Below are 13,086 nucleotides of genomic sequence, written 5' to 3' on the forward strand. Positions count from 1 at the left end.
CTTTATTTTTCCTTCTTTGCCCACAAATTTTCAAGTGAATATGCTGTGTTTTTAACAATTGCTAGATGAACAGCCATAACAAGTAACGCTAGGTCAACTTCATATCCACCAACAAAACCTGCTGATAGCTTAACTTTTAGAATAGCTCCTGCTAAAACGAAGAAGAACAAAGCTGCAATAATACGGGTTCCCACACCTAGAACCATAAGAATTCCACCAACTAATTCGATTGTTGCTACAACGTAAGCAGAGAATCCTGGAAAACCGACACTTTCAAAGAAAGCAACCGTATTTTCAATTCCTCCCTGAAATTTTTGAAGTCCATGAATAAAAAATGTAATTCCTAAAAACACACGTAAAAGTGCTGAACCTACTCTATATCCTGTCATTATACTTGCTCCTTTTCTCTGTTTGTTATTAACTTACTTTATGTAAGTTATTATATTTTTGTTATTAATTTATGTCAAGTAACTTTCTGAGTCAAAATCATTTAATTATTCATTTTAATGATTATAATAGAAGGTAGGGAGTGATACATTTGGATAGATCATTAATTTGCCCACGTTTCGAAAAAGCTATGAGCATATTAAGTCAAAGATGGACTGGATTAGTTATTTATCAACTTCTAACAGGTCCACAGCGCTTTTGTCATATTGAATCATCCATTGGAATTAGCGGTCGTGTGCTGTCTGAACGCTTAAAAGATCTTGAACATGAAGGAATTGTAAAACGCGAAGTGTTTCCTGAGACACCCGTGAGAATTGAATATTCCTTAACGGAAAAAGGAGCAGCACTAGAACCGCTTATGAATGAAATTGAGAAGTGGTCACAAAACTGGTTAGAAGCGCAAAACTAAATTACAAAAAAAGACCAATGACTAATCATTGGTCTTTTTTGCGCCAAAAAGGTCTAACCCTTTCAACTTGCTTTATGTTCAAGGCGTAATTTATCTGCTACCATTGCGATAAATTCGCTATTTGTTGGTTTTGCTTTGCTCATGCTTACTGTATAACCGAAAAGTGAAGAGATCGATTCAATATTTCCTCTGCTCCATGCAACTTCAATTGCATGACGAATAGCACGCTCAACGCGACTTGCTGTTGTGTTATATTTTTTAGCAATGTCTGGATATAAAACTTTTGTAATAGAGCCGAGTAGCTCAATATCTCTATATACCATTGCAATAGCTTCTCGTAAGTACATATATCCTTTAATATGAGCAGGTACGCCAATTTCATGGATAATGCTCGTAATATTTGCATCTAAGTTATTGCTCTTATTTTCTCGTTGCACTTTAATTGCTGAATTTTGTGGGCGAGTTGTAAAAGTTGGCGCTTTTCCGCTCACTTGGCGGATATTGTTGACGAGATTTTCCATATCGAACGGTTTAAGGATGAAGTATGCAGCACCTAAGTCAACGGCTTTCTTTGTTACATCTTCTTGTCCGAACGCAGTTAACATGATGACATTAGGTGCTTTTTCAAGCTCCATCTCTCTCAATTTTGTTAATACCGCTATCCCATCTAAATGGGGCATAATAATATCTAATAGCAACACATCAGGTTTTTGCTCTTTGACTAACGAAAGGCACTCTTGGCCATTATAAGCAGCCCCTACAACTTCAATATCTTCTTGTGTTGAGAGGTAATCTTCTAATAAGCTCACGAGTTCACGGTTATCATCAACTAAGCAAACCTTAATCTTTTTCAATATAACTCCTCCTCGATCCCATATAATAATCTACTGTGTCGATAGGTCTCTAAACTTATTCTAAATGAACAATTCGACAATGCAAGACCATTTCCTTTTATTTTTTGGATAAAAGGTGATTCCTTCCACCATTTTAACAAAAATACTGTTATATTGATAAGAAATGTCAGCACTTTAAACAATATGACAAAGGTCAAAAAGTTTCTGTTTAGAAAAGAAGAAATGACAAAAAAGACGAACTATAATTAGCTCGCCTTTTGTCGTGGATGTTCATAAATGTCTATTCCTGCTTCGTTTAGCATCCATTCAATATGGACCCCGTACCCTGATGTTGAATCGTTAACAAAAACGTGAGTTACAGCACCAACTAAGCGACCATCTTGAATAATAGGGCTTCCACTCATGCCTTGCACAATTCCTCCCGTTTTCTCGAGAAGTTTTGGATCTGTTACTTTAACTACCATTCCTTTTGTTGCTGGAAACTTCTGATCAACTGTACTTACAATTTCGACACTAAACTCTTCTACTTTATTCTCTTCAATTACGGTTAAGATTTTGGCTGGCCCCTTTTTCACTTGATTTGAAAGCGCAATAGGAAGGGGTTTGTTCACAATGTTGTTTTCTACTTGTTCCGTTAATTTCCCGTAAATACCAAACGGACTGTTGCGCGTAATGTCACCAATTACAGAACGTTCCGAAGAAAAACGAGCAAGCTTCTCTCCAGGAGCTCCGTCACTTCCTTTTTCAATCGACGTGACCGTTGACTTCATAATCTGTCCATCTTTCACAACAATCGGCTTTTTCGTATCCATATCCGAAATCACATGACCAAGAGCTCCATATTTTTTCGAATTTGGCTCAAAAAAAGTCATCGTACCAATACCAGCTGCTGAATCACGAATATATAGTCCAATTCGATAAGCATAATCTCCTTTATCCTTCAATGGATAAAGTTTTGTTTTAATACTTTGGTCATCACGAGTAACTGTGATGTTAAGTGGATCCCCACTTTTTCCTGCTTGTTTGATAAACGGAGTTACATCACTCATTTTCTCGATGTTTTTCCCGTTAATTTCAGTAATCATATCTCCAACTTGGATTCCTGCAATTTCACCTGGAGATTTTTTTCCGTCTTTTGTATCAACCTGATGATATCCAACAACAAGAACACCTTTAGAGTTAAGTTTTACTCCAATCGATTGTCCTCCTGGATATACTTTAAAATCAGGAAGAACTTTTACATCAACTTCTTTTGCTGGAAAAGCGCCTGCTTGGACAACGAGTTTGCTTTCTCCAGCATTATTACCACTGACTTGCCATGTTGAACTTTCCTTTTCAGGTTCTACTGAAACATTTGGCTGATTTGATGACACTTGCTGAGCGGACTGAATGGGCAACGTTTGATTTTCAAAAAGGGTGATGTTTGTTGGGATTTTTACATATTGCTGCACACTTGGTATAAAACCTATTACGATGAGCGAAACAAGGAGAATTGTTCCTATCCATTTTCTATATCTATCCATTGAACATTTCACTCTCCTCGCTTCCTGCCACACACACTTCTTCGTTGAATAAATAAGCACCTGAGATTGTAAAATGAAGCTTTTGCTTATGTCTTTAATGTTACCTTCTTTGCGCACAATTATAACTACGAAAAACGAGAAAAAGTAGGGAGAATTTGTCTCCCTACTTTTTCAGCTGATGTGCAAGCTCAAGCAGCTCTTTTGCATGTTCTTTTGTTAAATCTGTCACTTCAACTCCTGCGATCATACGGCCAATTTCAATAATTTTTTCATTAGAACTAAGCGGTGTAACGCTTGTTTGCGTTCTATTATTCACAGACTTTTTAGCAATAAATAAGTGCGTATCAGCCATCGCTGCAACCTGTGGCAGATGAGAAATACAGAAAACTTGTGAACCTGTTGAGATTTGGTAAATCTTCTCTCCAATAGCTTGAGCAACTCGCCCACTTACTCCTGTGTCTACTTCATCAAAAATAATAGATGTTACACCTTGATGATGTGAGAAAATACTTTTAAGCGCGAGCATAATTCTAGAAAGCTCTCCTCCTGACGCTACTTTTGATAAAGGCTTCAACGGTTCACCAGGGTTTGTTGAGATGTAAAACTCCACATGATCAATTCCGCTTTTCGTAAATTTTACATCTTTTTCACTAAGGGGCACTTCTTCTCCACGTTTAGCAAACTGAATTTTAAATACGGTTTTAGCCATATAAAGAGCTTGAAGCTCATGATGAATCTTTTCTGTTAACTCTTCAGCCAGCTTTTGTCGAATATGAGAAACATTTTTCGCTTCTTTAAAAAGTTCACTCATCAATGCCTCAAGCTGTTTTTCAATTTTAGAAATGTGCGTATCTCTATTTTGAATCGTATCAATTTCTTCTTCAATAGCATCAGCATATGCTAAAATCTCTTCCACCGATTGTCCGTACTTTCTCTTTAAGTGATTGATCTCATTTAATCTAGCTTCAATAATATCAAGCCGATTTGGATCAAATTCTAAAGCATCAAGCTGTTGGCGAATGCTGTATGAAACGTCTTCAAGTTGATAAAAACAGTTTGACACTGTTTCTGAAATTTCTTTATAGTCATCTTCTAGGTCAGCAATCTCACCTGTGTTGTTCATTGCAACAGATACTAAATCAAGCCCTCTTTGTTCCCCGTGCAAAGCATAATAAGCATCTCTGAGCGAGCTATAAATCTTTTCATAGTTCGAAATTTTAATTTTCTCTTCAAAAAGATTCTCATCTTCTTTTGGTACAAGTTCAGCTGTTTTGATTTCATTGAGCTGAAACTGAATTAAGTCTAGCCTATGGGCCCTTTGCTGCTCATTTTCCGTTAGCTTTTCCATTTGTTTTTTCAGACTTATGTATTCATCATAAAGCGAACCGTATACCCCTAGCGCTTTTTCAATAGTCGAACCACCATATTGATCAAGCAATGTTAAGTGTCGATCACCATTCATAAGGTCTTGATGTTCATGCTGCCCGTGAATATCAACAAGCGTTCCACCGACTTCACGTAAAATTGCAAGTGTCACAAGCTTTCCGTTAATGCGACAAATGCTTTTTCCGCTCGCTGTAATCGAGCGCCTTAGCACAACCATCTCATCCTCCACTTCAATTCCAAGCGACTCTGCTTTTTCAAAGCAAGGATGGCTTTTTTCAATTAAAAACAGCCCTTCTATTTCTGCTCGATCCGTACCGTGTCGAACAAATTCAGCAGAGCCTCGTCCTCCAACAAGTAAATGAATCGCATCAATAATAATAGACTTTCCAGCCCCTGTCTCCCCTGTTAAAACAGTTAATCCTTTTTCAAATGAAAGAGATAGGCTTTCGATAATTGCAAAGTTTTTAATCGATAGTTCGGCTAACACTCCTACTCACATCCCTACAGCATTTCTAAAAAGCGATTTGAAATCGTTTTGGCTTCCTCAGACGTTCTACAAATAATTAAACACGTATCGTCTCCACAAATTGTTCCTAAAATTTCTTCCCAATCTAAGTGATCAATAAGAGCTCCAACTACGTTTGCATTACCTGGCAACATTTTCATAACAAGCAAATTCTCAGCCGCATCAATTTTTATAAATGCATCTGTAAGAGCACGCTTTAATTTTTGAAGAGGATTAAAACGCTGGTCAGCTGGTAAGCTATATTTGTAGCGCCCATCAAGCATTGGCACTTTTACAAGATGAAGTTCTTTAATATCACGGGAAACTGTTGCTTGTGTAACATTAAAACCTAAGCTTTTTAAAATATCGACTAAATCATCCTGTGTTTCAATATCGTTATTTGCAATAACTTCTCTAATTTTAATATGTCGCTGTCCTTTATTCATCATTTACACCTCACATAATCTTTGAATTTGAATTATAGCTATGTATAAGAAAAAGTTTTCTTGTTTTTTTATAAGCTCTCCCTTTTTCACAAAACAATGTATGTAATACTATGTTAGCTAATTATCGCGGCTTAGACAACTTCTAAAGCAAGCCATGACAAACTTTAAGCGGCGCTATAAAAAGCACCGCTTAATTTATTACCCTTTTTTTAAAGCCGCATGCGCTTCTGTTACGGCTTGTTCTATTGTTGTTTCAGAAAAAGTTTCGCCAACTTCTTTTTCTCCACTCCACTTTAGATGAAGAAGAAATTCAATATTTCCATCTCCCCCTGTAATTGGAGAATACGTCAAAGAAGCAATATCATATCCTTCATGAAGAACAAATGTACAAATTTCTTGGAGTACATCTTCATGTACAGCTCGATCTCTGACAATTCCTTTTTTCCCAACTTGCTCGCGTCCTGCTTCAAACTGTGGTTTCACAAGAGCAACAACATCACTATTTGGAACAAGTAATGTTTTAAGAACCGGAAAAATTAATTTTAAAGAAATAAAAGAAACGTCAATAGAAGCAAATTGCGGCATTCCAAACTGTAGCTGATCTGGTGTTACATAGCGGAAATTTGTTCTTTCCATCACAACCACACGCTCATCTTGACGCATTTTCCATGCAAGCTGATTATATCCCACATCAAGCGCATAAGAAAGCTGTGCTCCATTTTGAAGAGCGCAATCTGTAAAGCCACCTGTCGATGCTCCGATATCTAACATAACTTTATCTTTTACAGTAAGATCAAATTCCTTAAGCGCCTTTTCGAGTTTAAATCCTCCTCTGCTTACATAAGGCATTACTTTTCCTTTTACAGTAAGAGGTGTATCAACTGAAATTTTTTCTCCAGGTTTATCTAATCTTTGTTCATTTGTATATACGAGACCTGCCATGACAGTGCGTTTAGCTTTTTCACGTGTTTCCACTAAGCCACGCTCCACCAATAACACATCTACACGTTCTTTTTTGGTCACCTTGCTTCAAGTCCTTTAGTCTTTTTTACGTTCACACGCTTTTGTAAACGAGTTACAACATGTTCTGTTGTAAACTCAATTTCTTCTAGAAGGCGATCAACGCTTCCATGCTCTACAAAGTAGTCTGGAATTCCCATGCGATCAATAAGTGAACTATCATACCCATGATCTGAAGCAAACTCTAATACAGCACTTCCAAAGCCACCTTCTAAAACAGCTTCTTCAATAGTCATGATCGGTTTATTTTCTTTAAAAAGCTCATGGAGCATATTATGATCAAGCGGCTTAATAAAACGAGCGTTTACAATCTTAACAGATACTCCGTTCTTCGCCATCTTTTCACGAGCTTCCATGGCCATCTCAATTGAAGGACCAAATGTTAAGATTGTGGCATCATGCCCTTCTTTTAACACTTCCCACGTTCCAATTGAAATTGTTTTTAGTTCTTTATCCATTGGAACACCAAGTCCATTTCCACGTGGATAACGTATTGCAATTGGACCATCGTTATATTGAAGAGCTGTGTACACTAAATGTTGGCCTTCATTTTCATCTTTCGGCATCATCATAACCATGTTTGGAATATGGCGCATAAAGGCAATGTCAAATACGCCTTGATGTGTTTCACCATCAGCTCCCACAAGACCTGCTCGATCAATACCAAAGAAAACGTTCAAGTTTTGACGACATACGTCATGCACAACTTGGTCATATGCACGCTGTAAAAATGTTGAATAGATAGCTAAAAACGGTTTCATGTCTTGTGTAGCAAGTCCTGCTGCTACAGTTGTGGCATGTTGTTCAGCAATTCCTACATCATACATGCGCTCAGGAAATTCTTTTTGGAAAGCTTCAAGCTTTGAACCAACAGGCATAGCTGGTGTTATTGCAACAACTCTGTCATCTTCACGTGCTACTTTTTGAACAGTATCGCTGATAACTTTACTCCACGCTGGAGGCGTGTCTTTTGGTTTAATGAAGTCACCTGATTCAATCTTATAAGGGCCTGTACCATGCCATGTTCCAATTTTATCGCTTTCAGCAGGCAAGTATCCTTTTCCTTTTTTCGTTAAAACATGCACAAGGATAGGACCTTTTGTTTTTTTAGCATAGCGAAGATTATCGAACAGTTCCTCATAGTTGTGCCCATCAACAGGACCAAGATATGTGAACCCAAGTTCTTCAAAGAACATGCCCGATACAAACATATACTTTAGACCATCTTTTACACGTTCAGCTGTTGAAGCTAAACGTCCTCCAACAGATGGAACTTTTTTAAGTAAAAACTCAAGCTCATCTTTAACCCAATGATATTTGCCAGCTGTGCGCAAACGACCTAGCACATTATGCAGTGCACCAACGTTTGGGGCAATAGACATTTCATTATCATTTAAAATAACGATCATGTCTTTTTGCTCATGTCCAATGTGGTTTAAAGCTTCCAAAGCCATTCCACCTGTTAAAGCTCCATCACCAATAATCGGAATGATATAATCATCTGTTTTCTTCAGATCTCTTGCAATAGCCATTCCCATTGCCGCTGATAAAGACGTTGAACTGTGACCTGTTTCCCAAACATCATGTTCGCTTTCATTTCGTTTCGGAAATCCACATAATCCTTTGTATTTACGTAATGTATCGAATTTACAGGCACGGCCAGTTAAAATTTTATGGACATATGATTGATGTCCAACATCCCATAAAAACTTGTCTTTTGGGCTATCAAAAATTTTATGAAGCGCAATTGTTAATTCAACAACCCCAAGATTCGGACCAATGTGGCCCCCTGTAACGGACAGATTCTCGATCAAAAAGCGTCGAATATCTTCTCCAAGTGACTCTAATTCACTAGTAGACATTTTCTTTAAAAATGCCGGATTTTTTATTGACGTAAGATCCAAATCGGATCACTCACTTTCGTACTTAGTTAGCCACACTACTTTAGTAGCCTTCCTTGAAAAAAGAGCCGCTAACACAAACGTGATAACGGCAAGAAAGAATCACTTTCTAATTTTCAAAAAAAACTAAACACTCCATAGCATAATTGTGACATTATTGTAGCATAAAAACATCTCAAGCTCAATCTTTAGCTTTTGATATTCTTTTATTGCTGACGCCATGCGATGTAATAAGAAAGCTCTTTTAACATGCTATCTTGAATTTCAGCTTTTTCAAGCTCCATAATGGCTTGATCCATATGATACTTTAATTTCTCTTTTGCATTTTCCATACCTAAAAGAGCTGGATATGTTGCTTTATCATTACCTGTATCACTTCCAACAGGTTTACCAAGAAGCTGTTCATTTCCTTCAATATCTAAGATGTCATCTTGAATTTGAAAAGCTAAACCAAGATGATAGCTGAAATGTTTCAAATGACTAAGCTGATTTTCCGATGCTCCTGCAATAATTGCTCCAGCAATAATCCCAAAAGAAAGGAGTTTTCCTGTCTTATGTTCATGGATGTATTCTAACTCTTTTAACGAAAGCTTTTTCTCTTCGCCTTCAATATCAGCCATCTGCCCCCCAACCATTCCTTCAGCACCTGCTGCACGTGCTAACTCTTCAATCACAAGCAACTTAATTTCTGGAGAAAGGTTAGCTTTTGTTACGATTTGAAAGCTATAGGTTAGCAAAGCATCGCCAGCTAAAATAGCGGCTGCTTCTCCGAACACTTTATGGTTTGTTGGCTTTCCTCTTCTTAAATCATCATCATCCATGCTTGGCAAGTCATCATGAACTAATGAGTATGTGTGAATCATTTCAACAGCACATGCCGCTTCATAACCAAGGGATTTATCTTTCCCGAATGCTTCAAGCGTTGCTAAAAGAAGAATTGGACGAATGCGCTTTCCGCCTGCTGTTAGAGAGTATAACATTGATTCTTTCAGCAAACTTGGCATCTGCAGCGCTTCGATTTGCGTCGGGAGAAGCTCTTCGACTAACTTTTTATATTCTTTTAAATAGCTCTCAAGCGCGATCATTTGTCACCTTCCTCTCCAACAGAGAAAGGAGCAAGATTTCCATCTTCTTGCAAGATTTGCTCCATTTGTGTTTCAATTTTTTGAAGTCGATCATGACAAAATTTTGAAAGTTTCATTCCTTCTTGAAATCGGTCAATAGCTTCTTCTAAAGGAACGTCACCTTCTTCAAGTTTATCAACAATTTTTTCAAGTTCTTCCATCGCTTCTTCAAATGTATATTCTTTTTCTTCACTCATTCTCACCACTCCTTATGTCTTCTACAAGACAATCAATGGACCCATCTTTCAAGCGTAGCGTTACCGTTTCACCTTTTGCTACACCTTTTGTGCTTTTCACAAGCTTTTCTTCTTCATTGTATACAAGACTATATCCACGCTCCATAATCTTTAACGGACTGAGCGCATTTAGCTTTGCCATCTGAGAAGACAACAACATCTTTTTAGCATTCAACACTGTTGTTATATCTTTTTGTAACAAGCGTGTTAAACGTTCTCGTTCTCTGTCAGCTTCTTTTAACCTTGCATATGGATGATGTGTAAGAAGACGACGCTTTATGTAAGAGAACTTTTCTTCCTTTCTCATAGCAATACGCTTACTTTCCTTATGTAAACGATCAAGCAAAAGATCCAATTGCTGCTCCTTTTGTTCTAGCAGCTTTGTTGGATATCGAAAAGCATACGACTTCTCTGTACGTTCTAAACGCGTCTTTTTTGCGGTAATATGAGACGAAATTGCTCTTGTTAAGCGGATTTTCCGCTGGCTAATTCGTTCAAGTACCTCCGTTAAATTAGGCACAGCTAGTTCAGCTGCTGCAGTAGGAGTTGGAGCACGCATGTCAGCTACAAAATCAGCGATCGTGAAATCTGTTTCATGACCTACAGCTGAAATAATAGGAAGAGTTGACTCATATATAGCTCGGGCAACTTTTTCATCGTTAAATCCCCAAAGTTCTTCAATAGAACCACCGCCACGTCCGATAATCAGCACATCCGCGTTTATATCCTTCGCCTTTTTAATTCCACTTACAATTGAAGCAGGAGCGCGATCACCTTGTACAAGAGCTGGAATTAAAATAATTTGAGCAACAGGATATCTCCGTTTAATCGTTGTCATAATATCCCTTACAGCTGCTCCTGTTGGAGAGGTCACAACTCCAACGAGGTTAGGATAAAGAGGGAGAGGCTTTTTAATCCTAGGATCAAAAAGCCCTTCTCCCTCTAATTTATTCTTCAGCTGCTCATAAGCAAGATGAAGACTTCCTACTCCGTCAGGCTGCATGTCGCGAATATAAAGCTGATAATTGCCGCTTCCTTCGTAAACTGAAACTTCTCCCCTTGCAAGAACTTTCATACCGTTTTCAGGGGTAAAAGGCAAATTTTTATTTTGACTTGAAAACATCACAGCAGACATGCGGGCATGCTCGTCTTTTAAGGTAAAATACATATGCCCTCTGCTATGCTGTTTAAAATTTGAGATTTCCCCTTTCAGCCAAACATCTTGCAAATGGGGATCAACGTCAAATTTTCGTTTGATATATTTCGTTAAAGCCGTAATTGTTAAAGGCTTTAATTCGCTCATGACACTTCCCCCTTGTTATTAAGAACGAACGCGAGCTTTTGCTGACTGGATTGTATTTTCTAAAAGCATTGTAATTGTCATCGGACCTACTCCACCTGGAACAGGTGTAATAGCACCAGCAACTTCTTTTACTTCTTCAAAATCTACGTCTCCACAAAGCTTTCCGTCTACGCGGTTAATTCCAACATCAATCACAACCGCTCCTTCTTTTACATCTTGAGCTTTAACAAAGTTTGGAATTCCAACCGCAACAATTAGGATATCTGCATCTCTTGTGTGCTTTTGCATGTTTTGTGTTCTAGAGTGACAGTATGTTACCGTTGCATTTTCATTTAAGAATAATTGTCCAACAGGTTTACCAACAATATTGCTGCGCCCAATCACAACAACGTGTTTTCCAGATACTTCAATACCTGTTTTTCTAACCATTTCTAATACGCCATGTGGAGTACATGGCAAGAATGTTTCTTGACCAATCATCATTTTACCAACGCTGATTGGATGAAAACCATCAACGTCCTTTTTAGGAGAAATGCGCTCGATGACAGCATCTTCATTAATATGTTTTGGAAGTGGAAGCTGAACTAAAATTCCATCAATTGCATCATCTTCATTTAACTTGTCAATATGACCAAGTAGTTCTTCTTCTGATACTGTATCTGGAAGTTTGATTGAAACCGAATGAATACCTGTATTTTCACAAGCGCGATGTTTACTGCGTACATATGTTTCTGAAGCAGGGTCTTGTCCAACTAATATAACAGCTAAGCCTGGTTTAACTCCTTGCTCCTTTAGCATTTCAACTTCTTTTTTCATACTTTCTCGCTTCTCACTTGCTAGTTCTTTACCATTAATTAATTGTGCACTCATTGATCATTCTCTCCTTCTCTGTCATCTCTGTATGTTGTTTTATAACTTTATTTTAAATCTTTTATAAAAGATTTTTAACTATTTGATGCTGAGATTTTAGATAATACGCCATTGATAAAACGACCTGATTGATCATCGCCAAACGTCTTTGCAAGTTCGATGGCTTCATTAATGCTTACATTTTGGGGAATGTCTTCTTCATATTTCATTTCATAAACCGCAAGTCTTAAAATAATACGGTCAACGTTCGCTAGACGATCTAGCGTCCATTTTTCAAGGTTTGCGCTAATCAAGCTGTCAATCTCTTCTTTGTTTTCTGACACACCAAGAACAAGCTGACGTAAAAACGCATCAACCGCTTCCTCTTCTACTACATTGTCAATAGCTTCTTCAGGGCTATTTTGGCCAATCTCACATTGAAAAAGAGCTTGAAGCGCTTTTTCCCTTGCTGTACGTCTTTTCATAAATAGGTATACTCCTTTTTTAACTTATCCAATTATCATATCCTGATAATAGCATAGTTTCCTACCGTGAGTACATAACGTATCCACGTATTGTTATTTTCCGAATCTTCACAGAAATAAGAATTGGAAACAACAAGAAAGAAACTCGCAAAAAAGCTGCTCTTATTGTAAGAGCAGCCCCTTCATTAGATAGAATCAATCTCTTCTTCCTTTTGAGGAGATTCAAAGATTACGCCCACGATATGAACGTTAACTTCTGCTAATTCGAGTGCTGTCATATTTTTCAACGCTTCTCGAATGTTATCTTGAACTTGACTTGCAACCGTTGGAATAGAAACGCCATAGTTCATAGAGCAGAACACATCAATTTTAATGCCTTCTTCACTAAGCTCTACTTTGACGCCTTTGCCGTGATTCTTTTTCCCAAGCTTCTCAACAACGCCAGACGCAAAGTTTCCGCGCATTTGGCCAACGCCTGCTACTTCAGATGCGGCAATACCTGCGATAACTTCAATCACTTCAGGAGCGATTTCTACTTTCCCTAACGCATTTTCATTTTCTCCCATATCTAACACATGATTTTCGTTCATAGGCTATT

14 protein-coding genes are annotated in these 13,086 nt (G+C 37.8%); 1 reads left to right on the top strand and 13 read right to left on the bottom strand.

Features of this window, described 5'->3' with window-relative positions; translation table 11 throughout:
* Positions 1–2 precede the first annotated feature (2 nt).
* Positions 3–389, bottom strand: a complete 387-nt coding sequence (locus tag ACK3CR_RS21720) for a DoxX family protein (protein WP_019391553.1) — start codon at positions 387–389, stop codon at positions 3–5.
* 149 nt (positions 390–538) lie between these two features.
* On the opposite strand from ACK3CR_RS21720, the gene ACK3CR_RS21725 reads away from it, so the two are divergent.
* Positions 539–856: a winged helix-turn-helix transcriptional regulator gene (locus ACK3CR_RS21725; RefSeq protein ID WP_019391552.1), complete on the top strand. Its 318-nt coding sequence runs from the start codon at positions 539–541 to the stop codon at positions 854–856.
* 62 nt (positions 857–918) lie between these two features.
* Here the strand turns inward: ACK3CR_RS21725 and spo0A are convergent, their stop codons facing one another.
* The 12 genes from spo0A to ACK3CR_RS21785 all read right to left on the bottom strand — a co-directional run bounded on the left by spo0A (position 919) and on the right by ACK3CR_RS21785 (position 13,078).
* Positions 919–1,710 (bottom strand): sporulation transcription factor Spo0A, encoded by a 792-nt coding sequence (gene spo0A, locus ACK3CR_RS21730; protein WP_019391551.1) that lies wholly within the window; start codon positions 1,708–1,710, stop codon positions 919–921.
* A gap of 245 nt (positions 1,711–1,955) precedes the next feature.
* On the bottom strand, positions 1,956–3,233 hold the full coding sequence (gene spoIVB / locus ACK3CR_RS21735) for a SpoIVB peptidase (RefSeq protein WP_243517767.1): 1,278 nt from the start codon (positions 3,231–3,233) through the stop codon (positions 1,956–1,958).
* Between the two features lie 163 nt (positions 3,234–3,396).
* Positions 3,397–5,106: a DNA repair protein RecN gene (gene recN / locus ACK3CR_RS21740; RefSeq protein ID WP_488976103.1), complete on the bottom strand. Its 1,710-nt coding sequence runs from the start codon at positions 5,104–5,106 to the stop codon at positions 3,397–3,399.
* A 14-nt stretch (positions 5,107–5,120) separates the two neighbouring features.
* A complete protein-coding gene (gene ahrC / locus ACK3CR_RS21745) occupies positions 5,121–5,570 on the bottom strand; it encodes a transcriptional regulator AhrC/ArgR (protein WP_019391548.1) in 450 nt (149 codons plus the stop codon).
* A gap of 198 nt (positions 5,571–5,768) precedes the next feature.
* Complete coding sequence (locus ACK3CR_RS21750; protein ID WP_243517763.1) at positions 5,769–6,593, bottom strand: TlyA family RNA methyltransferase; 825 nt, start codon at positions 6,591–6,593, stop codon at positions 5,769–5,771.
* On the bottom strand, positions 6,590–8,494 hold the full coding sequence (gene dxs, locus ACK3CR_RS21755) for a 1-deoxy-D-xylulose-5-phosphate synthase (RefSeq protein WP_488976104.1): 1,905 nt from the start codon (positions 8,492–8,494) through the stop codon (positions 6,590–6,592). The genes ACK3CR_RS21750 and dxs overlap by 4 nt, the downstream gene beginning before the upstream one ends.
* Positions 8,495–8,697: 203 nt before the next feature.
* Positions 8,698–9,576, bottom strand: coding sequence for a polyprenyl synthetase family protein (locus ACK3CR_RS21760; RefSeq protein WP_488976105.1), 879 nt, complete (start codon positions 9,574–9,576; stop codon positions 8,698–8,700).
* Entirely contained in the window at positions 9,573–9,812 is a 240-nt protein-coding gene (locus ACK3CR_RS21765) for an exodeoxyribonuclease VII small subunit (RefSeq protein ID WP_019391544.1), read from the bottom strand. The genes ACK3CR_RS21760 and ACK3CR_RS21765 overlap by 4 nt, the downstream gene beginning before the upstream one ends.
* A complete protein-coding gene (gene xseA / locus ACK3CR_RS21770) occupies positions 9,805–11,154 on the bottom strand; it encodes an exodeoxyribonuclease VII large subunit (protein ID WP_019391543.1) in 1,350 nt (449 codons plus the stop codon). Before xseA ends, ACK3CR_RS21765 begins: the two co-directional genes overlap by 8 nt.
* 18 nt (positions 11,155–11,172) lie before the next feature.
* Positions 11,173–12,024 (bottom strand): bifunctional methylenetetrahydrofolate dehydrogenase/methenyltetrahydrofolate cyclohydrolase FolD, encoded by an 852-nt coding sequence (folD, locus tag ACK3CR_RS21775; protein ID WP_243517757.1) that lies wholly within the window; start codon positions 12,022–12,024, stop codon positions 11,173–11,175.
* 74 nt (positions 12,025–12,098) lie between these two features.
* The gene (gene nusB / locus ACK3CR_RS21780; RefSeq protein ID WP_040056772.1) at positions 12,099–12,488 is read right to left on the bottom strand and encodes a transcription antitermination factor NusB; all 390 of its coding nucleotides are present in this window, start codon (positions 12,486–12,488) and stop codon (positions 12,099–12,101) included.
* 185 nt (positions 12,489–12,673) lie between these two features.
* The gene (locus tag ACK3CR_RS21785) at positions 12,674–13,078 is read right to left on the bottom strand and encodes an Asp23/Gls24 family envelope stress response protein (RefSeq protein ID WP_019391540.1); all 405 of its coding nucleotides are present in this window, start codon (positions 13,076–13,078) and stop codon (positions 12,674–12,676) included.
* Positions 13,079–13,086: the final 8 nt, after the last annotated feature.

This window comes from Priestia sp. TRM10 (genome assembly GCF_057808375.1).

Excerpts from the sequence above, each read along its gene's own strand:
- folD (WP_243517757.1), bottom strand. The coding sequence starts at position 12,024 with ATGAGTGCACAATTAATTAATGGTAAAGAACTAGCAAGTGAGAAGCGA.
- ACK3CR_RS21785 (WP_019391540.1), bottom strand. The coding sequence starts at position 13,078 with ATGAACGAAAATCATGTGTTAGATATGGGAGAAAATGAAAATGCGTTA.
- nusB (WP_040056772.1), bottom strand. The coding sequence starts at position 12,488 with ATGAAAAGACGTACAGCAAGGGAAAAAGCGCTTCAAGCTCTTTTTCAA.
- ACK3CR_RS21760 (WP_488976105.1), bottom strand. The coding sequence starts at position 9,576 with ATGATCGCGCTTGAGAGCTATTTAAAAGAATATAAAAAGTTAGTCGAA.
- ahrC (WP_019391548.1), bottom strand. The coding sequence starts at position 5,570 with ATGAATAAAGGACAGCGACATATTAAAATTAGAGAAGTTATTGCAAAT.
- ACK3CR_RS21765 (WP_019391544.1), bottom strand. The coding sequence starts at position 9,812 with ATGAGTGAAGAAAAAGAATATACATTTGAAGAAGCGATGGAAGAACTT.
- spoIVB (WP_243517767.1), bottom strand. The coding sequence starts at position 3,233 with ATGGATAGATATAGAAAATGGATAGGAACAATTCTCCTTGTTTCGCTC.
- xseA (WP_019391543.1), bottom strand. The coding sequence starts at position 11,154 with ATGAGCGAATTAAAGCCTTTAACAATTACGGCTTTAACGAAATATATC.
- ACK3CR_RS21720 (WP_019391553.1), bottom strand. The coding sequence starts at position 389 with ATGACAGGATATAGAGTAGGTTCAGCACTTTTACGTGTGTTTTTAGGA.